The 22,120-nt window shown below is 67.0% G+C and carries 21 protein-coding genes and 1 pseudogene; 13 read left to right on the top strand and 9 right to left on the bottom strand.

Annotation, left to right across the window (positions count from 1 at the left end; all coding sequences use genetic code 11):
• Window positions 1-8: 8 nt before the first annotated feature.
• The 4 genes from ACQ4L4_RS01590 to ACQ4L4_RS01575 form a co-directional block, all read right to left on the bottom strand.
• Entirely contained in the window at window positions 9-2,267 is a 2,259-nt protein-coding gene (locus tag ACQ4L4_RS01590) for a molybdopterin cofactor-binding domain-containing protein (protein ID WP_431102469.1), read from the bottom strand.
• Window positions 2,264-2,737, bottom strand: coding sequence for a (2Fe-2S)-binding protein (locus ACQ4L4_RS01585; RefSeq protein ID WP_431102468.1), 474 nt, complete (start codon window positions 2,735-2,737; stop codon window positions 2,264-2,266). Before ACQ4L4_RS01585 ends, ACQ4L4_RS01590 begins: the two co-directional genes overlap by 4 nt.
• Entirely contained in the window at window positions 2,734-3,054 is a 321-nt protein-coding gene (locus tag ACQ4L4_RS01580; protein ID WP_431102467.1) for a c-type cytochrome, read from the bottom strand. The genes ACQ4L4_RS01585 and ACQ4L4_RS01580 overlap by 4 nt, the downstream gene beginning before the upstream one ends.
• Before the next feature lie 302 nt (window positions 3,055-3,356).
• Complete coding sequence (locus ACQ4L4_RS01575) at window positions 3,357-3,569, bottom strand: hypothetical protein (RefSeq protein WP_431102466.1); 213 nt, start codon at window positions 3,567-3,569, stop codon at window positions 3,357-3,359.
• Between the two features lie 487 nt (window positions 3,570-4,056).
• Here ACQ4L4_RS01575 and ACQ4L4_RS01570 point away from each other — a divergent pair, with 487 nt between their 5' ends.
• Both ACQ4L4_RS01570 and ACQ4L4_RS01565 read left to right on the top strand, forming a co-directional pair.
• Window positions 4,057-4,179, top strand: coding sequence for a hypothetical protein (locus ACQ4L4_RS01570; protein ID WP_431102465.1), 123 nt, complete (start codon window positions 4,057-4,059; stop codon window positions 4,177-4,179).
• Window positions 4,176-4,730, top strand: coding sequence for a hypothetical protein (locus ACQ4L4_RS01565; RefSeq protein ID WP_431102464.1), 555 nt, complete (start codon window positions 4,176-4,178; stop codon window positions 4,728-4,730). The genes ACQ4L4_RS01570 and ACQ4L4_RS01565 overlap by 4 nt, the downstream gene beginning before the upstream one ends.
• A 22-nt stretch (window positions 4,731-4,752) precedes the next feature.
• Here ACQ4L4_RS01565 and ACQ4L4_RS01560 read toward each other — a convergent pair whose 3' ends face one another.
• Complete coding sequence (locus ACQ4L4_RS01560) at window positions 4,753-5,982, bottom strand: MFS transporter (RefSeq protein ID WP_431102463.1); 1,230 nt, start codon at window positions 5,980-5,982, stop codon at window positions 4,753-4,755.
• Between the two features lie 92 nt (window positions 5,983-6,074).
• Here ACQ4L4_RS01560 and ACQ4L4_RS01555 point away from each other — a divergent pair, with 92 nt between their 5' ends.
• A complete protein-coding gene (locus ACQ4L4_RS01555; RefSeq protein WP_377156299.1) occupies window positions 6,075-6,521 on the top strand; it encodes a winged helix-turn-helix transcriptional regulator in 447 nt (148 codons plus the stop codon).
• 12 nt (window positions 6,522-6,533) lie between these two features.
• Here ACQ4L4_RS01555 and ACQ4L4_RS01550 read toward each other — a convergent pair whose 3' ends face one another.
• Together ACQ4L4_RS01550 and ACQ4L4_RS01545 are read right to left on the bottom strand one after the other, a co-directional pair.
• The gene (locus tag ACQ4L4_RS01550; protein ID WP_431102462.1) at window positions 6,534-7,151 is read right to left on the bottom strand and encodes a hypothetical protein; all 618 of its coding nucleotides are present in this window, start codon (window positions 7,149-7,151) and stop codon (window positions 6,534-6,536) included.
• Window positions 7,152-7,229: 78 nt separating this feature from the next.
• Window positions 7,230-10,589, bottom strand: a complete 3,360-nt coding sequence (locus ACQ4L4_RS01545) for a di-heme oxidoredictase family protein (RefSeq protein WP_431102461.1) — start codon at window positions 10,587-10,589, stop codon at window positions 7,230-7,232.
• A gap of 342 nt (window positions 10,590-10,931) precedes the next feature.
• Between ACQ4L4_RS01545 and ACQ4L4_RS01540 the strand changes: the two genes are divergently transcribed.
• The 5 genes and pseudogenes from ACQ4L4_RS01540 (at window position 10,932) to ACQ4L4_RS01520 (ending at window position 14,718) form a co-directional block, all read left to right on the top strand.
• Window positions 10,932-11,591, top strand: coding sequence for a TetR/AcrR family transcriptional regulator (locus tag ACQ4L4_RS01540; RefSeq protein ID WP_431102460.1), 660 nt, complete (start codon window positions 10,932-10,934; stop codon window positions 11,589-11,591).
• A gap of 100 nt (window positions 11,592-11,691) precedes the next feature.
• Window positions 11,692-12,306 carry a Dps family protein gene (locus ACQ4L4_RS01535; protein ID WP_377156319.1) on the top strand — a complete coding sequence of 205 codons (615 nt, stop codon included), beginning with the start codon at window positions 11,692-11,694 and terminating at the stop codon, window positions 12,304-12,306.
• 22 nt (window positions 12,307-12,328) lie between these two features.
• Window positions 12,329-12,394, top strand: a pseudogene (locus tag ACQ4L4_RS01530) (hypothetical protein); the annotation flags it as partial.
• Window positions 12,388-13,017: an exodeoxyribonuclease III gene (locus ACQ4L4_RS01525; protein WP_431104844.1), complete on the top strand. Its 630-nt coding sequence runs from the start codon at window positions 12,388-12,390 to the stop codon at window positions 13,015-13,017. The pseudogene ACQ4L4_RS01530 and the gene ACQ4L4_RS01525, both read left to right, overlap by 7 nt.
• 258 nt (window positions 13,018-13,275) lie before the next feature.
• Window positions 13,276-14,718, top strand: a complete 1,443-nt coding sequence (locus tag ACQ4L4_RS01520; protein ID WP_431102459.1) for a peptide MFS transporter — start codon at window positions 13,276-13,278, stop codon at window positions 14,716-14,718.
• 61 nt (window positions 14,719-14,779) lie between these two features.
• Here ACQ4L4_RS01520 and ACQ4L4_RS01515 read toward each other — a convergent pair whose 3' ends face one another.
• Window positions 14,780-15,211, bottom strand: coding sequence for a cupin domain-containing protein (locus ACQ4L4_RS01515; RefSeq protein ID WP_431102458.1), 432 nt, complete (start codon window positions 15,209-15,211; stop codon window positions 14,780-14,782).
• Window positions 15,212-15,494: 283 nt separating this feature from the next.
• On the opposite strand from ACQ4L4_RS01515, the gene ACQ4L4_RS01510 reads away from it, so the two are divergent.
• The 4 genes from ACQ4L4_RS01510 (at window position 15,495) to ACQ4L4_RS01495 (ending at window position 18,883) form a co-directional block, all read left to right on the top strand.
• On the top strand, window positions 15,495-16,442 hold the full coding sequence (locus ACQ4L4_RS01510; protein ID WP_431102457.1) for an alpha/beta fold hydrolase: 948 nt from the start codon (window positions 15,495-15,497) through the stop codon (window positions 16,440-16,442).
• Window positions 16,443-16,477: 35 nt separating this feature from the next.
• The gene (locus ACQ4L4_RS01505; protein WP_431102456.1) at window positions 16,478-17,149 is read left to right on the top strand and encodes a hypothetical protein; all 672 of its coding nucleotides are present in this window, start codon (window positions 16,478-16,480) and stop codon (window positions 17,147-17,149) included.
• Between the two features lie 115 nt (window positions 17,150-17,264).
• Window positions 17,265-18,101 (top strand): alpha/beta fold hydrolase, encoded by an 837-nt coding sequence (locus ACQ4L4_RS01500; RefSeq protein ID WP_431102455.1) that lies wholly within the window; start codon window positions 17,265-17,267, stop codon window positions 18,099-18,101.
• On the top strand, window positions 18,098-18,883 hold the full coding sequence (locus tag ACQ4L4_RS01495) for a response regulator transcription factor (protein WP_431102454.1): 786 nt from the start codon (window positions 18,098-18,100) through the stop codon (window positions 18,881-18,883). Before ACQ4L4_RS01500 ends, ACQ4L4_RS01495 begins: the two co-directional genes overlap by 4 nt.
• Here ACQ4L4_RS01495 and ACQ4L4_RS01490 read toward each other — a convergent pair.
• A complete protein-coding gene (locus ACQ4L4_RS01490; RefSeq protein ID WP_431102453.1) occupies window positions 18,873-21,476 on the bottom strand; it encodes an ATP-binding protein in 2,604 nt (867 codons plus the stop codon). The genes ACQ4L4_RS01495 and ACQ4L4_RS01490 overlap by 11 nt on opposite strands.
• 168 nt (window positions 21,477-21,644) lie before the next feature.
• On the opposite strand from ACQ4L4_RS01490, the gene ACQ4L4_RS01485 reads away from it, so the two are divergent.
• Window positions 21,645-22,064 (top strand): hypothetical protein, encoded by a 420-nt coding sequence (locus ACQ4L4_RS01485; protein WP_431102452.1) that lies wholly within the window; start codon window positions 21,645-21,647, stop codon window positions 22,062-22,064.
• The last annotated feature ends 56 nt before the right edge of the window (window positions 22,065-22,120 follow it).

The following is a 22,120-nucleotide window of genomic DNA, read 5'->3' as shown; positions in this document are numbered from 1 at the left end:
CGCCGAGCTCACGCCTTCGACAGATCCGTGTCCTTCAACGGCAAGTGCCGGATCCGCTTGCCGGTGGCCGCGAACACCGCGTTGAGCACGGCCGGCGCGGCCACCGCGATCGTGGGCTCACCAACGCCGCCCCAGAAGCCGCCCGAGGGCATGACGATCACCTCCACCGCGGGCATGTCGTACAGACGCATGACGCCGTAGGTGTCGAAGTTGGTCTCCGCGATGGCGCCGTCCTTCACGGTGTTGCCGCCGAAGAGCGCCGCGCCCAGCCCGTACACGAACGAGCCCGCCACCTGCGCTTCCACCTGCTGTGGATTGACGACATGGCCGGGGTCGGTGGCCGCGACGATGCGGAGCACCTTGAGTTGCCCGTCCTTGACCGACACCTCCGCGACCGCGGCCGTGTAGCTGCCGAAGCCCATGTACTGCGCGATGCCGCGGAACACGCCCTTGGGCGCGGGCTTGGTCCAACCGGCGCGATCGGCCACGGCCTGCAGCACCGCCAGGTGCTTGGGCCGCTTGGCCATGTGCTGCTTGCGGAACTCGAAGGGATCCTTGCCGGCGGCGTGCGCGAGCTCGTCGATGAAGCACTCGCTGTAGATCGCGTTCTGGTTGGTGTTCACGCCGCGCCAGTAGCCGGGACGCACATGCGGATTGCGCATCGCGTGGTCGATCAGCAGGTGCGGCACCTCGTAGCCGAAGTGACCTTCCGGCGAATCCGCGAGCAGCCCCTGGAACACGGTCGCGTCGCCGTTGGCGGTGATCGCCTTCGGGTTGACGAAGGATGTGATGGACTGGCCGGCGATGCGCATGTGCAGTGCGGCGATGCGACCCTGCCCATCGAGCGTCGCGCGCAGTCGGCACTGCGTCACCGGGTGAAAGCGACCCTGGAGCATGTCCTCCTCCCGCGTCCACATCATCTTGACGGGCACGCCGGGACGCTGCCTGGCGATGCGCACCGCCATGGCCAGATAGTCGGTCGCGAGGCGGCGCCCGAAGCTGCCGCCGATGCGCATGGGGTGGACCTCGCAGGCAGTGATGTCGAGCCCCGCGGCGTCGGCCACCGTCGCGAGCGCCGCTTCGGCCACCTGCGTCGGCGCCCAGACGTCGCAGCGCTGCGGCGTCCACTGCACCGTGGCGGACAGCGGCTCCATCGGCGCGTGGTTCTGGAACGGCGTGCCGTAGTCGGCCTCGATCACGCGCGAGGCGCCCTGCAGCTGGCTCTTCGCATCGCCCTGGCGGTTGCCGACGAACGGCGTGTCGCCTTGCAGTCCCTCGCTGATCAGCGCGGCGATCGAGGCGCTGGTGACCGCCGCGTTGAGTCCCTTGTCCCAGACGATCGGCAAGGCGTCGAGCGCGCGCTTGGCCTGCCAGAAGCGGTCGGCCAACACGGCGACGGTCGCGTCGTCGACCTTGATGACATCGCGCACGCCCGGCATCTTGGCCACGGCCTGCTTGTCGAAGCTCACCAGCGTGCCGCCGTGGACCGGACAGGCCCTGGGCAGCGCGACGATCATGCCGGGCAGGCGCAGGTCCGTGCCGTAGACCAGGGATCCGTTGAGCTTGTCGGCGGTGTCCAGACGCTTCAGCGGCTTGCCGGCGATGCGCCATTGCGACGGGTCCTTCAGGACGACGTCCTCGGGGATCGGCAGCCTGCTCGCGGCCTGGGCGACAGCGCCGAAGGTGGTCTGGCGCTTGGAAGCCGCATGACGGATCGTGCCGCTGTCCACGCTGCATTCGGCGACGGGCACGGCCCATTGCTGGGCGGCCGCGCTGACCAGCATCGAGCGCGCGGCCGCGCCGGCCTTGCGCACGTAGTCCTGCGAGCCGCGGATGCCGCGCGAGCCGCCCGTACCCATGTCGCGCCACACGCGGGCTCGCGCCCGGTTGGCGCCGGGCTTCACCAGCTCGAAGCGGACGTTCGCCCAATTGCACTCGAGCTCTTCGGCGACGAGCTGCGCGAGCCCGGTCAAGGTGCCCTGCCCCATCTCCGCCCGGGCGATCCGGATGACGACGGACTCATCGGGATGGATCAGCAGCCAGGCCGTCACTTCGGGCGACGGCGCGGCGCCGGGCGCCGTCGCCTGCGATGGCGTCTGTGCCAAGACCTGCGCCCCGGGCAGTGTGAACTCCAGGGCCAGCCCGCCCGCCGCGAGGCCGGTCGCCTTGAGGAAATGGCGTCGCGAGGCGCTCGGGCTTGCAGCGCTCGGGGTCGCAGCGCTCGGGCTCGTGCTCGCGCTCGCGGCGCCGGTCGTTGCGGCGCTCATCGCTGTGCTCCCGCGCCGCGCAGGCGTTGGGCGGCCAGCCGCGTCGCGGCCAGCACCCGCGGATAGGTTCCGCAGCGGCAGATGTTGGTGATGCCGGAGCGGATGTCGTCGTCGCTGGGATCGGGGGTCTGGGCGATCAGGGCGGCGGCGGCCATGATCATCCCGGGCTGACAGTAGCCGCACTGCGCGACGTCCAGCTCGGCCCAGGCTTCCTGCACGACCTTGAGCCGCGTCTGCCCCAGCCCTTCGATGGTCACGATCTTCGCGGTGGCCGGCAGCGCGCTGACCGGCACCACGCACGAGCGCATCGCCACGCCGTCCATGTGCACCGTGCAGGCGCCGCACTGCGCGACGCCGCAGCCGTACTTGGTGCCGGTGAGCTGCAGCTCCTCGCGCAGCACCCACAGCAGCGGCGTGTCGCCGTCGACGTCGGCGCGCATCTGGCGGTTGTTGACGTTCAATTCGGTCATGGCTTGCCTCCCTGCTCCAGGATCCAGGTCGAGAGCACCTGCGCGTCCTCCGCGCTCAGCTGCGGATTGGCCGGCATGGGCACGGGGCCCCACCGGCCCGAGCTGCCCTTGACGATGCGCGAGGCGAGCTCCGCGGCGGCGCCGTCCTGCTTCGCGTACTTCGCGGCGACGTCTTTGAACGAGGGCCCGACGAGCCGCTTGTCGACGGCGTGGCAGGCCATGCAGTTCTTCTTCTGCGCGAGCGCGGGGTTGGCCAGGGCAAGACCCGGCACGGCGACCAGCAGCGCGCAGCACGCGAGTGCGGACAGCTTCCTCATGAATGGCTTCTCCGGAGTGGCTTTTCGAGGCGGCGTTGGCGCCGTGCAGGCACTCTAGGCGCGAGAGCAGCCGCCCACAATGCGCGAAAGCCTGCTTTGGGCGGCGGGCGCCCCGCACCGCAGCGCATGGCGCGCAGACAGAGAATGCGCAAGCCGGAAGCCTCTCGGCATGCGTCTACCGGCGCGACATCACGGGTAAGGCATTCGCTGGCGCGAAGGCGGCGGACCGTCCGGTCGTTTGCTCGCCCTCGCTGCTTGCAAAACCTGGTTCATCGGCCGGTACGGCGATCCCTGGCCTGCCTTCACAGCCTTTGCCGCAGAGTGTCTTGCCAGGGGCTCACGACCAGCGCCAGTGCAGTCTCCATCGGCCAGCCAGGGGCGGTTTCGATCAGATGCAGCAGCGACCAAGCCAGGCCAAAGCAGTCATCAGGACCGAAGAGTCCGCAGAGCACCGTGGCCTCCGTGTCGGATACGGGCCTGCTGACCTGCTGCAATAGTCGCTCGAACATCTCCAACGTCGGCACTTCCGCCACGGCAGAGGCAGGGAGTGGCCCCAGCCCGACTATCGCTTCAACCGCTGCTTGTGCATTTGCGCTTCCTTAGTCGACGCTGGCCTGAACGCCTTCGTCATGCTCGCGCTAGTTTCGCAAAGCTGCGTCTCTGGCGTCAGCCTGACTGGCGCAGGACCTGAGCATCGCTGGCGATCTGGAACATGAACCAGATCGCACTTGGCCTTGACCCACTGCCCAAGAAGCCCCCCACCGATCGCTGACCAGCTTTCGTGGAGTCTTCGGCCAGTACCTGGGCGACTGAACTTGCGCCCATCTTCACGAGGAAGGAAATTGAACGTGCCGAGCCCCCCCTTGACCAGCGCAAATGCCGCACAGCCTTTCGGATCGGCGCGCCCCACGGCCCCTCCGACGGTGATGACGTACGGGCTTCTTTCCGCTACCGCCCGGCACCTATACCGTGCTCCTGCCTGATGTCCCGCACGATGCAAACATGACCCGCTTCCACCGGCGAGTGGAACCCCAATCCCACGAAACGCTGCTCAGCCATCGCACCGCCGACGGACGCGGGGTCGCTCTGTTGACCGTCAAGGGCAAGCCGGAGCGTGAACGATGAGTACGAAGCCACTCTCGCGGTCCGCGCTCGCCCCCATCCTCGCCTCGCTGCTTGCACTTCCTCTGGCATGTGCCGGAGGACCCAACGCTGCGGCTGAAGAAGATCGGAAGGCCGCGGCTTCGCTCAACCGCGAGGGTGACCGCGCCTATCAAGAAGGTCGATTCGACAAGGCGCTGAAGGCCTACATGAACTCGTATCCCAACCACGCGACTTCGCACGCCTACCTGATGGCCGGCGACGCCTACTGGCGAGCTGTTCTTGCGGCCAACCAGACGCCGGCGTCGTCGAAGGGAAAGGATGCCTGTCCGCTGACCAACGCCTACTTCGCGCAAGACGCTGGTCGAAGCCTGGATCAGTACTACCGCCCCGGATTGGCGTTGATCGACAAGGAACCTGCCGACGCCAAGGGTGTGATTCAACTTCGCGAGCGCTCGCGTACAGCAGCGAGCTGCCTGGCCGCCGTCCAGGCGAAATATGCAGCGTTACCCAAGAGTGCCTGTGTGGACCTGCGTGACGTCGCTTCGTGCGTAGGCGAGCCGCTCAAGCCGTGAGGTCAGGTGTTGTTCGACTTGCTCAGGTTCTGGCATTCGCTCCTGCCGCGATCACGGCGGCGCAGTCACCCTTCCGAAGTTCAGCCGCAGCCCAGTACCCGAGCGCCACCACGCTGATCCCCGCACCGAGCAAGCACACCGCCGTCCATCCCCCCATGGCATAGACCATCGTCGACGCCATCGCCCCTGCCCCGCTGCCGACCGCATAGAACAGCATGTAGCCCGCGACGAGCCGACCGTGCGACTCTGCCGGCCCGCGCAGGATCAGCGCCTGGTTGGTGACGTGCAACGCCTGGCACCCCAGGTCGAGCACGACGACGCCCACCATCAGCCACCAAAGGGAGGATGGCATCCCCGCCAACGGCGCCCACGCGAGCACCATCAGCAGCAGCGCACCGGCGCTTGCCTGCCGGCTCCAGCCTCGGTCGACCCATCGCCCTGCCCTGCCGGCGGCCAACGCCCCGACCGCACCCAGCAGCCCGAACGCCCCAACCGCCGAATGCGAGAGCGAATACGGCGCCGCTGTCAGCGGCAACGACAGCGCACTCCAGAAGACGTTGAACGCGGCGAAGAGCAGCAGGCCGAGGATGCCGCGTCGTAGGAGCAGGCGATCCGTCCCCAGCAATGCCAGCGTCGAACCGACCAACTGCGGATAGCTCAAGCTCGACCGGGTCGTGGGCATCGACGGGAAGCGTCGCCAAGCCACGATTCCGACACCCGCCACCACGGCCGCAGACGCCAGATAGACGCCTCGCCATCCGAGCAGGTCCGCGACGCCGCCTGCCCAGACGCGAGCCATCAGCAATCCGATGACCACGCCGCCTTGCGTGGCGCCCACCACGCGCCCGCGCTCATGCATCGCCGCGGCGCTGGCCGCATACGCCAGGATGCCTTGCGTCATCGCCGTGCCCAGCGCGCCGACGAGCACCATCGCGCCCATCAGCAAGACGTAGTTGCCGGCCAAGGCGACCGCCAGCAGGGACAGCACGAGCCCGATCAACTGCAGCCGCATCAGACGGCCTCTGGCGTACCGGTCACCGAGCGGCACCACCAGCAGCAGTGCCAGCACCGACCCGACCTGAGTCGCCATCACGATCGAGCCGATCGCACCCGGTGCCACGTCGAAGTCGGCCGCCAGACAGTCGAGCAGCGGCTGAGCGAGATAGACGTTGGAGACGCTGACGCCGCCCGTGACGGCGAACAGCGCGAGTTGATGAGTGGGCATCGAGCCCGAGGACGAAGGTTCCGGCATGGACGTGACTGGTTTTACTTTGAAACCAGTTCAGCATATCAGCTAGTTTTAAAATGCAACCTGATGACCTGACCTGCCGATGGGAGATCGAGATGGCTGAACGCAAACGCATGAACGACGCGACGTGTCCCGTGGCCCGCGCGGTGGACATCGTGGGGGACCGGTGGTCGCTGCTCATCGTGCGGGATGCCTTCGATGGCATCACCCGCTTCGGAGACTTCCAGACCAGCCTGGGGGTCGCGAAGAACATCCTCGCGACGCGCCTGAAGACGCTGGTCGCTGAAGGCGTGCTGGAGGTCCAGCCCGCGACGGATGGCTCGGCCTACCAGCAGTACGTGCTGACCGCCAAGGGAGAGACGCTGTTCCCGATCGTCGTGGCGCTACGCCAGTGGGGCGAGGACCATCTGTTCCGCCGCGGCGAACGTCATTCGCGCCTGGTGGAGAAGCAGACGGGACAGCCGGTCGGCAGGCTGACGGTCACGAACAAGCGCGGTGAGGCCTCAGGCTTCGACGACTTCGAGGTCGTGGGCAAGACCTGACCCGAGGCCTGCTCATCTGCCAACCAGCTTGAAATCGAAGTTGATCGACAGCTTGTTGTCTGCGGCCTTGACCGAGTCGATCTTCAACGCGTGCACTTCCCCCTGCAGGCGGCTCCCTGAGCCCTTGAGCATCTCCTCGACCGCCTTCTTCACATCGAACTCGACGGCACCAGGCAACGCCGGCGCGAGGCCGAGGTTCAAGAGGTTGCGCGTGTTGGGATCCTCCACCTCGTCCACGCGGATCTCGGTCAAGCGCACGACGTGACCCTGCGCGACCGGAGCCGCCGACACCGTCGCCCAGCTCGCCAACGCGACGCCGAGGCAGTCCCGTCCCGAGGGAACACCCAGCTTGCTGTTGAGGTGGACCCGGATGATCACGCGCCCACCCTGGAGCGACACCTTGGGATCCTCGAGATAGGCGTAGCAGGCGCCCTTCTGCAGATAGAGCCGCCCTTCTTCCTTGAACAGTCCTTCGAGCAACAGCGACTGCACCGCGGACTGCTCAAGCACGATCTCCGCGCACCGACCGATACCGGGCACGCCGAGCAAGGCGGCGGCGAGGCTTCCACAGATGAGGAGTTTCTTCATGGTCTCCCCAGTCTGCCACGGCACGCCGAAACGGCGTCCCAACGAAAAAAGGCCGTGGCATGCCGCCACGGCCTTCGTGTCGATGAACGGGCGCGCGAAGCGCCCGTCACGTTCAACCCATCACAGCGTCCGCAGCCACGCCAGCAGCGCGTCGCGATCCGCCTTGGACAGCTGCTCGAAGCGCTGACGCGACTTCTCGCCTTCGCCGCCGTGCCACAGGATGGCTTCGGTCAGCGTGCGGGCGCGGCCGTCATGCAGGTAGCCGACCGGTTGACCCTGGGCCACCTTGTCGGTGTAGCCGATGCCCCACAGGGCCGGCGTACGCCACATCGCACCGGTCGCCTGGCCTTCCGGCAGCGTGTCCGCCAGGGCAGGACCCATGTCGTGCAGCAGCAGGTCGGTGAAGGGACGGATCGTCTGGTCGCGCAGTTCCGCGAACGGATGGTTCTTGCCCGTCTTCATCTCCGCCGTGTGGCAAGCCGCGCAACGCAGCGCGTCGAACACCTTGCGGCCGTTGGCCACCACCACCGCATCCACGCGATGCTCGTCCGTCGGCGCGACACCCTTCGGGAATCCGCTCGGGATGCTCCGTTGGGCCGGCACCGCCAGCAGCTGCATGTACTGCGTCAGCGCGGTCAGGTCGGCTTCCTGGATGCCCTTCTGCGCCGGCGCCGTGCGGCAACCCTGCGGGTCGGTCGCGCAGCTGCGGTTCGGGTACACCGGCGAGGTCACCGACATGTCGTTCAGCAGCGCGTTGGCCACCTGGTGACGGATGCTGACCTTGCTCGCCTTCGCGCCGAACCGGCCCAGGCGCGTCGCGCCCGTTTCCGGATCGAAGCCGAAGTTGGCCTTGCCCAGCACGCCGTCCTGGTCCGGCGTGGTGCGCACGCGCGACAGGATGTCGGCTTCAGGCACCGCCTCCAGCAGACCGACCCCCAGCAGCGGCAGGGCGGCGCGCGCCGACCACAGCTGCGGGGTCGGACCGTCGAAGGCGAACTTCGGCTTGCGCAGTTCGACCTTGGTGCCGTCGCCCAACGTGACGCTGGTGGTCTCGAAGCCCGCGACCTTCACCGCGTTGCCCCAATCCTGAGGTGCGCCCGACGCGGACGTCGAGTTCATCTGGATGGTCGAGCCGTAGCGCGGGTCCGGACGGATCGAGCCGTCAGCCGCCTTCATCGCGACGTGGAAGGCCATCTTGTCCATGCGCTGGTCCACCGTGAACGGCGCGGGGCTGCGACCGTTGTTGGTGTGGCACTGGATACAGGCCGTCGCGTTGTAGCGCGATCCCGCCAGACCCTGGATCGAGGTCATCGGATCGTTGCCCTCCTCCGCGTGCACACCCGTCACGAAGCTGCTGTGCACCGTGCGGCGACCTTCAACGAAGCGCTGCAGGTTCTGCATGCCGGCGTTGCTGAAGGGCTGCTGGAACATGCGCCAGCCTTCGTCCGTGTAGTTGTACGACACGGAACCGATGCCGCCCGACAGGACGGAATCCGGCAGCGGCTTGCTGTCCAGGCGCGGCTCGACGCCATACCACGGACGCAGGCCCGTGCCCATGACGTAGACGACCTCCGAGGTGTAGTAGCGGGCGGCGCCGCTGTCACCGATCGCGTCCATCGCGGCGCGGTTGGAGAAGAACGAGCCCGTGAACTCGATCGCCTCGCCCAGCTGCAGCGGACGTGCCGGGATGTTGACGCCGTTGGGCACCAGCACGCCGTTGGCGTTGCGCGACAGCGCCTGGTGGCCGGGCATGTTGTCCAGCACCACGGAGCAGCCGTCGTTCGCGCCGATCACGCCGTTGTAGCCCGAGTTCGGCCTGGCCAGCGCGCCCTGCGGCGGCTTGGGCACGACCTTGCACGAGGTCACGTTGCGGAAACCGTCCGTGTAGGTGGTCGGATCCAGCAGCTGACCCGGCGACATCCAGCCGAAGCCGGTGACGTTCGGATCGTCGATGCGACGGAAGAACGAATGTCCGCCGCCGTACTGCGCCTGCGGGAAGTACTGGTTCACGATCAGGCGCGGCTTCGTCACGCCCGCGACGCGGCTGTCGTCGATGAATTCGACACCCCACACGCGGTTCTTGAAGTAGTTCTCGACGAAGTTCAGGTAGTTGCCCGGGCCCTTGTCCCTCGGATTGCCGTTGGCATCCACGGTCTCATTGGGTCCGAAGCCGATCTCGTTCCACTCCTCGCCGCGCTCGCGGCCGTGACGGCCGATGCCGCGCTGGCCGAAGCGGGTGACCAGCGTGCCGTCGGGCAGCGTGAACTGGATCTGCTCGATCGGCGCCTGCGGCTGGTACAGCGCGCCCAGGGCCGCGCCGTTCACCGGGAAGGGGAACGGCGTGGTCGTCGTGGTCGGGATGCTGTTGTCGCTGCCGACGGTCTTGAACTCGACCTCGAAGAGCGAGTAGCCGTAGTTCGTCGCCCGGGTCACGCCCTGGATGCGGACGAAGCGCTTCTTCACGCCGAGGTTGAAGTACTCCTCGGTGCCGCCCTTGCCGGCCGGCTGGTTGCGCAGACGGGTCCAGGTCTTGCCGTCGTCCGAGACCTGGATCTCGTAGGCCTTGCCGTAGGCGTTCTCCCAGACCAGCTTCATGTAGCCCAGCGCTTGCGCCGTGCCGAAGTCGTACTGGATCCAGGCGCCGTCTTCCGGCTTGGACGCCCAGCGCGACGCCAGGTTGCCGTCGATCGAGTTCTTGGCGGACAGGCCGTCGTTCTCGGGCGTCGACGAGATCGCCGCCACGGGCTTGATCGCCACGCCCGGCTTGCTCGTGTCGCCCACGGGTTCCGTCGGCTGCGTGGGCGTCGTCGGATCGGTGGGCGTGGTCGGGTTCGTCGGCGTCGTCGGATCGGTGGGATTCGTCGGCGTGGTCGGGTCCGTCGGGGTGGTCGGCGGGACCGGCGTGCCGGTGAAGGCCTGGATCTCGAAGATCGAGTAGCCGTAGCCCGTCGAGCGGGTCACGCCCTGCACGCGCAGGTAGCGGCCCTGGCCGCCGAGGTCCTTCAGGTCCTCGACGCCGCCCGGGCTGTTCTCGACCGTCTTGATCGTGGTCCAGGTCTTGTTGTCCTCGGACGTCTGCAGCAGGTACTTCTTCGCGTGGGCGTTTTCCCAGTTGATGCGCACGCGGGTGATGGTGACGCTGCTGCCGTAGTCCAGCGTCAGCGATTCGTTGTCGGTGAACGCGGAGCCCCAGCGGCTGTTGTCGTCCTTGTCGATGGCCTTGGCGCCGTTCAGGTCGCCGCGCTCCATCGAGCTGCCGGTGGCGGAGACGGGCGTGAGCGCCGTCTCCGTGCCGCTGTCGCCGGCCATGCGCTTGGCGCGTGCCGCGGAATCGGCGCTGCCGCCGCTGTCGTCGGATGCGATCTGGACGCCGCCGTCCTGCTGACCGTTGCCGCCGCCGCATGCGGCGAGCAGCGCACTACCCAGCAGGGCAGGGACAAATGCCCTGCCCATCAAGATGCCGAGTTGCTTGAACTCCATGGTGGTTCCCTCCCGTGCCTGTGGGTGCGATCGGTGCCGCGGAGGGTGGTGTCCGCGGCCGCTCTCATGTGGACCTGGTCTGGTCCGGCGCACGTGCCGCCCATCGGCACGCGTCGCAGCTTGTCCCTCCTGAGAGGGGCAGGCGGCGGCAGTGTCCGTGTTTGTTTTGCCGGGCGGCAAGTTTTAATGTGTGTCGAATTGATGCCCCTCTTGATGCGGCAGCAACGGTATCGATACCAACGCACCAAGACGGGCAACACGGGCGATACGCAATTGAAATTCAAGCTCGAAAGCTACCTCCGCCGAGGTAGCACGGCGCGCGACGAAGGCATGATGGCGGACATGAGCACTCCGGATACTTCCACGCCCCGCCGCCGCGAGCAGCAGCGCTCGGCCGACACGAAGCAGGCGATCCTGAAGACCGCGCTGAAGGAATTCGCCGAGCGCGGCTTCGAGGCGGCGAGCATGCGCGCGATCGCGGAGCAGAGCGGGCTGACGCATCAGCTGATCACCTACCACTTCCAATCGAAAGAGGTACTGTGGCAGGCGGTGGCGACGCTGGTCTATGAGGAGCTCGCCCGGGCACGCGAAGGAATGATCCGGCAAGCGAAGCCGGCGACCGCGATCGGGCAGCTGCGGCAGGAGTTCATCGCGTATTTCCAGTTCACGCTGGACCAGCCGCACCTGCACCGCTTCATGATGCAGCGGCGCGAGGGCACGCACAGCGAGGACCGGCAGGAGTGGCTGGCGCAGCATTTCCTGCGGCCGCACTTCGAGCTGGCCAAGCCGCTGATCAAGGCGGCGCAGAAGGCCGGCGACCTGCCCAAGGGCGAGCCGGTGCTGCTGTACTACGCGATGGTCTCGCTGGCCAACTCGCTGGCGGTGATGGGGCCGGACATCGCCGCCACGACGGGCGTGCGGGCCGACGACGCGAAGACGGCCAAGGCCTACATGAAGGTGATGGACGCGGTGCTGTTCAGCCGAGGGGCCGCGACGAGCTGAGGCCCGGGAGCCGGCGTGGCGGGGAAATCCGGCGCCGCGCGGCGCGGGATCGACGCTTGCCCTCCAGGGCAGCATCATTCCTACCGCTCTGGAGTTCCGCATGGCCACCAAGAAGAAGTCTTCCCCGAAGGCGGGTCGCGTCGACGCCGCCCACGCCGCCACGACCCCGACGATCGACAAGTCCGTCAAGACCCAGTCGCAGGAGACCCAGCGCTTCGGCGAGGTCATCAAGATGCCGCACGGGCTGCCCGAGGCGGTCGTCAAGAAGAGCGTGAACTCGCTCAACCAGGTGCTGGCCGACACCATCACGCTGCGCGACATGTACAAGAAGCATCACTGGCAGGTCGTCGGGCCGACCTTCAACCAGCTGCATCTGCTCTTCGACAAGCATTTCGAAGCCCAGGTCGAGCTGGTCGACCTGCTGGCCGAGCGCATCCAGATCCTCGGCGGCGTGTCGCTGGCGATGGCCGCGGACATCGCGGAGGAGACGCGCATTCCCCGCCCGCCGCGCGGCCGCGAGCCGGCCACCGTGCAGCTCAGCCGCCTCATCGAAGCGCACACGATGATCCTCACCTACGCGCGCGAGCAGGCCGAGAAGGCCAGCGACGCCGGCGACTCGGGGACGGACGACCTGCTCGTCAGCGACGTCGTGCGGACCAACGAGCTGCAGGTGTGGTTCCTGTCCGAGCATCTGGTGGCCGCCTCGCCGATCTGACGCCTCGCGATGCGGTGACGCCGTGATCGTCGCGACCTGGAACGTCAACAACGTCCGGAAGCGACTGGACCAGCTGCTTGACTGGCTGGCGCGGCGCCGACCCGACGTCGTCGCGCTGCAGGAGTTGAAGACGCCCACGGAGGACTGCCCGGCGACGCCAAGGACCGACAAGCCCGCTATGTCGAAGCCGCCATCAACGGCGTGCTGGTGGCGGCGATCTACCTGCCCAATGGCAATCCGTTTCCCGGCCCGAAGTTCGACTACAAGCTCGCGTGGATGGCGCGGATGCGCCAGCGCGCCGATGCCCTGTGGCAGGCGGGCCATCCCACCGTGCTCCTGGGCGACTGGAATGTCGTGCCCACCGACGCCGACATCTACAAGCCGGACACGTGGCGAGACAACGCGCTTCTGCAACCGGAAGCGCGTGACGCCTTCGCGGCCATCCTGGAACAGGGCTGGACCGATGCGCTGAAGACGGCGCACCCCAAGGACACGCCGTTCACGTTCTGGGACTACCGCCGCAAGCGGTGGGAGCGGAATGCAGGTCTGAGGATCGACCACATCCTGGTGAACGCCGCGTTCAAGGTCGTGGCCGCCGGCGTCGACCGCGAGGAGCGCGGGACGGACAGCCCGAGCGACCATGCGCCCGTGTGGGCGGAGCTTGCTGCGTCGAGGCCGGGCAGGAAGAAGACAAGCAAGGCGGCCGTTTGATCCCGTGCGCCCTCCCCGCCCCGGGCGAATCGAGCGCACTGCCTTGTTCGGATTGAATGCGGAGCCTCTTCTTCAAGTGCTCGGCGTTCGGCGCCTTCGAGAACCAGAGACGGCTGACGACCAATGCGTTGACGACGAGTCATCAAGACCGACGAGAATCCGCGTCCGTGGAAGACGCGCTCAATCCCGCAGTCATTCCAAGTCCGCACTCGTTCTCTCGGCGCCGCCCAGAGAATCACAGATGGTCTTTGAGAAGTCATGTCGATCAACGCAGCCCGCATGCCCGAATACGTCGGACCGCAAGCCGCAACAACCTCCCCGCCCGCCACGCGCCGCTTTTTCGGCCACCCCGCAGGACTCGGGTGGTTGTCCTTCTGTGAATTCTGGGAGCGCACGTCGTTCTACGGCATGCAGGCGCTCCTGGTCTTCTATCTGAGCAACTACCTGCTTTTGCCCGAGCACGCAGGCAAGGTTGTCGGACTCTCGTGGCTGCGATCAGCGGTGGAATCCCTCACCGGGCCTCGATCGAGCCAGCAGTTCGCCTCCATGCTGTTCGGGTTGTACGTCGGTCTCGTGTACTTCCTGCCTCTGCTGGGCGGACTGGTGGGAGACCGGTGGTTGGGACGCACGAGAACCGTGGTGGCCGGTGCGATCCTCATGGCGACTGGTCACTTCCTGATGGCCGTCGAGGCGGCGCTTCTGCCCGCGCTTGCCTGCCTGGTCGTCGGCGTCGGCGCCTTCAAGGGGAACATCGCGGCTCAAGTCAGCGGCCTGTATGCGGAGGACGACACCCGACGGCCCGCCGCCTTTCAGATCTTCATTCTGACCGTCCAGTTGGCGGCGATCGTGGCACCGGTCCTGTGCGGCACGTTGGGGGAACGGGTGGGCTGGCACTGGGGTTTCGCGTCGGCCGGCGTCTTCATGCTGTTCGGTCTTGCCGCCTACTTGTGCGGTCGACGCTGGCTGCCGCCGGAGCCTCCGCGCGCCAAGGCAGCAGGGCCTCAAGCGACATCCGCCGCCTTGTCGCGATCGGACTGGGTGAGGACCGGACTACTATTTTTGATTTTGCCCATGCTGGCCCTTGCCACCGTTGGCTACGGCCAGATGGGCAACGGCTACGCACTTTGGTCCCAGAAGCACATGGACATGAACCTGGCCGGGTTCTTGATCCCCGTCACTTGGCTGCAGACCGCCGATGGCATCTGCCGCACCCTCAGCATGCTGATCGCGATGGCGTTCTGGCGATGGTGGGCTCAGCGGGGCATCGAGCCCGATGAACTGGCCAAGATCGCGACCGCCACCCTCTTCGCCGCCATCGCGCCGGCGTTGCTCATGCTTCCCGCCCTTTCTGTCGAAGCGGGGGGAGGCAGGTTCAGCATCGCCTGGACGTTTGCATACAGCCTGGTGAATGCGCTGGCGTTCGCGACGATTGTTCCGGTCGGATTGGCGCTGTACACCCGCGTGGCGCCCGCAGGGCTGCGAGGCTTGATGATCGGCATCTACTTCCTGCACGTCTTCGCCGGATCGATCGCGGTGGGATGGCTCGCGGGCCTGCTGGAGACCGTCCCGGGCTCGACGTTCTGGGGCCTTCATGCGGGCCTGGTGGCCGCGGCCGGCATCGGCCTGCTGCTCGTGAAGCTGGCCTTCGGCCGCAGCCTGGCACCAAAGCCGGCTCCAGCAGGCGTGCCGGGCGCGCGCTGAACAGGCTCGTCGAGATCGGCCCGGTACCGCGTCCATTGGCAGGTCCCGGGCCGCTGAAGCCTCACTCTTCGATCTTGACGAGAGGCACGCCGATCCTGACCACGTAGGTGGCCAGTTCAGACGCGCGACCGGTGCCGACGTTGCGAGCGATGTGTGGCGTGCCCGCCGGGATGACCAGCGCGCTCCCGGCCTTGAGGGTCACTAGCGGGCGTCCCGCCAATTGATACTCCATGACGCCTTCGATCACGAAGGCCACCTCTTCTCCCGGATGGGAGTGCCTGGGTGACACCACGCCCGGCTCAAAGTCCACACGAGACTGAATCAGCTCGTAGCCGGCCGCCGACAAGGACTGTCGCGCCAGGTCCGTGCGAGACAAGCCCTTCTGCCACTTCTGCAGGGGCGCGGCGTCGACTGGCGGCGCATCTGCGGCATGCACCGCGCCAGACAGGCCGGTCAAAAGGGCCAGCGCAATCGCAGTGGAAGTTCGTTTCATCAGTCTGTTCTCCAGTATCAGGTCGATCGGGTTGATGACGAGGCCGCGCCGGTTCGGCGGGCTTGTCGTCGACGCGAATCAGATCCTGTCGATCGACCTGGCGCCATTGAACCGCGGCCTCATCCCTGCGATACCCAGGTATGGCTCGCGGCCCCGCTGCCGCACGCTTCAAGCGTTTGCATCGCTTTACTGGTGTTAATGGCTCCGCGCTTCGAGACTGCTTCTCAGCCGCTCATCCAGGGCGGCGCAGCAACCCAGTCTTCCGCATTCTCAGGAGCACACCATGACTTCCATTTCTCGCCTCGCCTTGACCACGACCCTGGCCGTGAGCGGCCTCGCCGCACAAGTCGGCGCCGAGGCGGCGCCCCCGGCGCCGTCCACCGCCGCAGTCGCCCCGACGGCCCAATACGTCACCGCGGCCGACGGCACGGCGCTGTACGTGAAAGACTGGGGACCGCGCAACGGCCAGGTGGTCGTCTTCAGCCACGGCTGGCCGCTGAACGCCGACAGCTGGGAGTCGCAGATGCAGTTCCTGGCCGAGAAGGGCTTCCGCGTCCTGGCGCACGACCGTCGCGGTCACGGGCGCTCCGGCCAGCCCTGGGCCGGCAACAACATCGATCAGTACGCCGACGATCTTGACGCCGTCCTGAAGGCCCTGGACATCAAGCGCGCGACGTTGGTGGGCTTCTCCACCGGCGGCGGCGAGGTCGCCCGCTACATCGGACGTCACGGGACCGGCCGGGTCGAGAAGGCGGTGCTCGTCAGCGCCATCACCCCGATCATGGGTCAGACGCCGACGAATCCGAACGGTGTCCCCAAGGCTGTTTTCGACAGCCTGCGTCAGGGCTCGCTGGACAACCGCGCGCAGCTGTACAAGGACATCGCGTCGGGGCCGTTCTTCGGCTTCAACCGCGAAGGCGCCAAGCCGTCCTCCGGCCTGGTCGACACCTTCTATGTACAGGGCATGCAAGCGAGCAGCAAGGCCACGTATGACTGCATCGACGCGTTCTTCTACTCGGACTTCCGTGAGGATCTGAAGAAGTTCACCGTCCCGACCCTGGTCGTGCATGGGGCCGATGACCAGATCGTGCCGATCGACACCACGGGCCGCGCCACGGCTCGGCTGGTCAAGGGCGCCCGTCTCATCGAGTACGCGGGCGGCCCGCATGGCATCACCGACACCCACAAGGATCGCCTGAACCAGGACCTGCTGGCGTTCCTGCGCAGCTGAATCGCACACACCCCTTTGACGCAACGGAAACTGACATGACGCTCAATCGAAACGCCGCCTCCTCGCGGACACCCGGACATCGCCTGCTCTTCTCCTTGATCCTGGGCGGATCGCTGCTTTCGGGACTGACGACGGTCGCGCTGGCCGCGCCTGCCGAGGCGCAGCCGGCCGCCACTCGCGCATCGGTCCTGATGGATCTGAAGGATTACCAGGACTCGGGCCTTGCCGCACTGGAGCAGGACGAATCCCGCTCGCAGATCGATTCGCCGGCATGGCTTGCCGCACGGGATCGCTACCTGATGCTCAGGATGATTTCCACTCAGCACCAGGGACTCAAGGGCACGACGCGGGCGGAAGTCCTCGCGGACTTCAAACGGTACCGCGACTCCGGTCTGGCGGAGATCGAGCGACGGGACGGTGAGGCCTCTCACGAGTCGAATGAGCTCGACGCGGCGCGGGCTCGATACGACGCCCTGCGCAGCGTGCGCGCGATGTCCGAGCGCACTCTCTCGCGAGCCGAGGTTCTGGCCGACCTGCACATCTACCAGGAGTCGGGACTGGCGGGTTTTGACCGCAGCGAAGCCGGGCCCGCATTTGAGGCGCCTGAGTACCTGGCCGCGCGGGCGAAGTACGAGCAGCTGCGCAGCAGCGGTCGCTATGAGGCGCTGCTCACACGGTATCGCGACGCGAGCCGCAAGCCGACCTGACCTGACCGCTTGGCGTCACATATGCCCGGCCGCCCACGCGGTCGGGGAGAACAGCCGGTCATGCGCTCGCCTTGCGCCGCTGGCGCATGACCGCCCGACACCCGGAGTTGCCCCAGTGACCTACTACATCACCGCCCGAGACGGCGCCAGAATCTTCTACAAGGACTGGGGCAGTGGTCCTCCCATTGTCTTCAGCCATGGATGGCCCATGAACGCCGACAGCTGGGAGTCGCAGATGATGTTCTTGTCATCCAGAGGCTTCCGGACCATCGCGCATGATCGACGGGGCCACGGTCGGTCGACGCAGACCTGGGACGGCAATGACATCGACACCTACGCCGACGATCTGAGCAGCCTGCTGGAGGTTCTGGATCTCCGCCAGGCCATCCTGGTCGGATTCTCCGCCGGGGCCACCGAGCTCGTCCGGTATGTGGGTCGCCATGGGCTACGCCGCGTCGCCAAGCTCGTGCTGGTCAGCGGAATGCTCCCGCAGGCCGCGAGTTCGGGGGGCACCGCAACGGATCCCTTCAAGCGCGTCTTGCACGATCTGCTTGAACGCGAGCAGCAAAGCAGAGTGCGGCTGTACGCAGAACTCGCCGCCGGGCCTCTCTACGGCTTGAACCTGCCCGGCGCCGGCCGACACAAGGGGCTCGTCGATCGATTCGTCGCACAAGGCCTGCAGGCGAGTCATCGAAGCGCGCACGCGTGCCTGCAAGCACTCGCCGAGACGGACCTGAGTGCGGACCTGCCCGCGCTGACGGTGCCCACGCTGCTGGTGCAGGGACAGGATGATCAGATCGTTCCTGGTGGCACGACCTGTGCGGACGCCGCGCCGCGCCTGCGCTTCGCAGCACTGCGGCTGTACCAGCACGGGCCCCACGGCCTCATCGAGACGCATAAGGATCGTCTCAATGACGACCTGTTGGCCTTCATCCAAGGTGAACACCAATGATCGAATCATCGATTCCCCTCTCGTGCGCCACGACCGGAATGAACCTGTACGGACGCTCGCGGAGCGCGCGCGCCCCGGCCGCGTTCGACTCGACGATGCACTTCGACGCCGGCCCCGCGGTGCCCCCGCGCACGGTCTATCTGCTCGACCAGGATCCGCTGCTGCGCTTCAAGCTCGCCGATGCCCTGCGAGGTGTGGCGATCGACGTGCGCGAGTTCGCCTCGGTCCCCGAGTTCTTCGCGGGGCCGCCGCTCGAAGGTACGTCCTGCCTCGTCGCTGAAATGCGCCCTCACGGCGGCAGCGGGCTGTTGCTTCAGCAGACCCTCAAGAGCACGGCGCTCGCGCACATGCCGGTGATCTTCATGAGTGGGCCGTGCGACGTTTCCACCACGGTGCGCGCGATGAAGGCGGGCGCCTGGGACTTCCTGGAGAAGCCCTTCCGCGACCAGGAGATGATCGACGCGATCGTCGGCGCGCTTGAGCATGACGAGCAGCGCAGAAGCGCCGAGCGCTCGCGCGCGGTGGTTGCCGGGCGCTGGCAGTCGCTCACCCGAAGAGAGAGAGAAGTCCTGACCGCGGTGGCGAAGGGCCGCCTGAGCAAGCAGATTGCGGCGGACCTTGGCATCGCCGAGATCACGACGAAGATCCATCGCAGCAACGGGATGCGAAAGATGGTTTGCCGAACGGTGGCCGAGTTGATGACTCAGCTCCATGCCTTCGACCTGCTTCAAGGCGATGCGAGGCCGGGCGCAAGCCGCCGCCCGACATCGCTCACGGCTTAGGGCCGCAAGGCTGCGGCAGCCCTTCAAGAGCGCAAAGGACCGCTCTTGCCGCGGCCTGCATGGCATCGCCGTCCCAGCGCCCCCCGGCTTCGTACGCGGCTTGATAGTCGTCTGGCCCCAGGGCCAGCAGGGCGGCCTCCGCGGAGACGGCGCGGAAATGCGCTTCAACGCCGGGCCGCTGAATGCCCACCGACGCATAGAAGCGATCGCCGTATCCGTTGAGCCCGGCCGCGTGGTCATGGACCTGGGCCAGACATGCCAACTGCGCCAGCACGTCTGCCCACGCGTAGAGGAGCTCGTTGCTGACGTCGACCTCGAGGCGGTCCTGGGCAATGCGAAGCGCCTTGAGCGGCTCGCCGATGCTCAGGTACGCCTCCGCCAGACTGATCGGAAGCCAGTGCAACGCCCGTCGGTACTGGCCGTCCCTGTGCTCGTCGTACAGGGCCTGCCCCAGCAAGATGGCTTGACGAGCGCGGCCGCTGGAAATCTGAATGCTCATCAAGCGGGTGACCAAGCCCATTCTGCCGTGGGCATCCCCTGCGGGCACATGGGCCGCCCAGCGCTCGGCCGATTCGACATCTCGTGTCCGGCCCAGGCGGTGAGCGGCCATCACCAGCCCCGAAGCGCAAAAGGTCCGCAGCCGGTCAGGAAGCTCTTGCGTATCCATCGCCGCAATCTCGTCCAGCAACTCAGCCAGCTTGGCGTCATCGTCGCGCGCGAGATCAAGGCAGTTGGCCTTCAGGACGAGAAAATCGATCAGCGCGGCGTTGTCCTCGCCAGCCCGGTACGCCGATTCGGCCAGGCGCACCCAGTGCATGGCCTTGGCACGGTTTCCATACGTCCAGTGGATGATGGCCTCCCGAACCCATCCGGTGGACAGCGCGTGCTCGAAGTCCTGGTCGGCGAAGCGTTCAGTCTTCGCGAGGTACTGCCCGGATTCGCAGATGCCGCCTGACCTGCGCAGGACAAATGCGAGGGTGGAGGCCAAACTGAGCGCCAGCGGGCCGTCATGTTCGATCGCCCACTGCACAGCCGCCCGAGCGTGGTGCAGTTCGGCTTGAAGCGTGCGAACGCCGTCGTCGAGCCGCATCGCCCCGCCAAGCGCTGCGACACGAACTCGATCAAAGAATCGCCCCACCACTTCCGCGTGACGCCCGCGCAGCGTGGACAACTCCCCCCTCGAACTGAGTTGCTCGAGCGCAAATGCGCGCGTGCTCTCGAGCAGCCTGTATCGCGCAATGTCGCCGTCGTCCTCAGGAACGACGAGCGAGCGATCGATCAGCTCGGACAGGGCGTCCATGACACGCCATGGATCCTCGCCTTCGAGGTTGATCACCGGCTCCAGCAGCTCCATGGACGTGCTGCCCAGGAAGACGCCCATGCGTCGGACGACAGCCTGCTCATACGGGCCCAGCAGCGAGACACTCCAGGACAGGGCTGCGCGGAGGGTGCGTTGTCGCTCAGGCGCGTCTCGCCGTCCGGCCGTCAGCGCGAGTCTGCGCGCTTCGAGCGCCTTTGCAACGCCATTGATCCCGAGCAGCGGCACGGCTGCGGCAGCGTACTCAATGGCGAGCGGCACGCCATCCAGGCGCTGGCAGACGTCGCCGACAAGGTCCAGGTTCTGCTGGTCGATCGGCAAGGGGCGGCCGGACTGCCGGCAGTGCCGCAGGAACAAGGCCTGCGCCGGCCATCTCTGCGCTTCACCGAAGGCCATGCCGATCTGCGCGACCTCCAACGGCGGCACAAGAATCACCGACTCGGCCGCCAGCTTGAGCCGGACCTGGCTGGTCACCAGCAAGCGGACTTGAGGACATCCCTCCAGGAGCTCGTGGACGAGGGCCGCCACGGCTTCCACAAGATGTTCGGCGTTATCAAGGATGAGCAGCGCTTGCGTGGTGCGCAGGGCTGCCACCAAGCCCTTGGCGCTCCCGTGGTCCGCAACCGTCACGTCACACGCGCGAGCAATGGTGGCGATGATCAGTTGGTCGTCGGTCAGCGTTGCAAGGTCGATCCAGTGGACGGTGGAGGACGCCAGCATGCCGACGCCGGGCGCCCGGGCAGACTGGAACTCCTTGGCCAACGTCGTCTTCCCCGTCCCGGGGTGCCCCGTCAGAGTCAGCAGACGGGTGGAAGAGAGCGTCTCGACGATCTGCTGGAGCAGCGCGTCCCGGCCGATCAGCCTCCGGGCGTCATCCATCGCCGGTCCGTCCACGACCGCCTTCAGGACGTCGCGTGCCTCATTGGCAAGGGACAAGTCCTGGTCCCGGTGCACCTGCGCCGTGAACTGATAGCCGCGACCGGGAACAGTCGCAATGAGGTGCGGGCCGAGTTCCTTGCGCAGGGCACTCATGCCGACTCGCACGTTGGCCTCCTCGACCACGGTGGTCGGCCACACGACACTCATGAGCTCCTGTTTGGAAACGACGCGCCCGTGTCGTTCCACGAGCGCCACAAGAATGTCAAAGGCGCGCGCTCCGAGGGGGACCGGCTGTCCGGCCTTCCATAGTTGGCGGCCATCGGGAGACAGCTCGTAGGCATCGAACCTGATTCGACGCGCCGCTGAGGAGGAACCGGAAGGTTCGTTCTGAGACAAGTAAGAGACTTTCTGGAGACGAGGTCGCTGTGGCGAGGCCGCGGACTGGGGGGTCGCGAACCTTCCCCCGGGGTCTCACGTTCCACCGTCGCATGGTTTCACCTGCACGGTGATGAACCGAGACGCGGGAATTCTACGGGCGGCCATGTCGCAGGCCTCACGTCGGCGATGGTCGTCAATCTGGCGCTGCCCTCCTTGCCCTTCCAGTGGCTCACCGCCGGCGCCACGGTGCGCGTCACGGTGGCGGAAATCGCCGCGTTCGTGCTCGTTAGCCACGCCGTCGCGCATCCGACCGGATCGTGGCTCGCACAGCCGTTGATGGCGTGGCTCGGCCGCCTGTCCTACGGCCTCTTCCTGTGGCACTTCGCGGCGATCAGCGCATTCGGTCGCGGCCACGGGCCCTGGGTCCTCCTGGCCGTCGCCCTGCCCTTCGCCCTGCCCTTCGCCCTGGCCATGGCGATCGTGTGCCACTACCTGATCGAGCGGCCGGTGAGCCGATGGCGCCGCCGCCGCTTCATGCCGGACAGCCCGGGCGGCTCCGCGACGGCGGCCACGGACATTCGTGTCCGCCATTCAACAGGCCGGTGATCGGGACGCGCCTGTCGAGGCGGGCCTTGCCCGTCTAGCATCCGGCGATATCCCCC

This window comes from Roseateles noduli (assembly GCF_050626985.1).
Lineage (GTDB): Bacteria > Pseudomonadota > Gammaproteobacteria > Burkholderiales > Burkholderiaceae_C > Roseateles > Roseateles noduli_A.
This window is presented reverse-complemented; position numbering and strand designations above follow the sequence as displayed.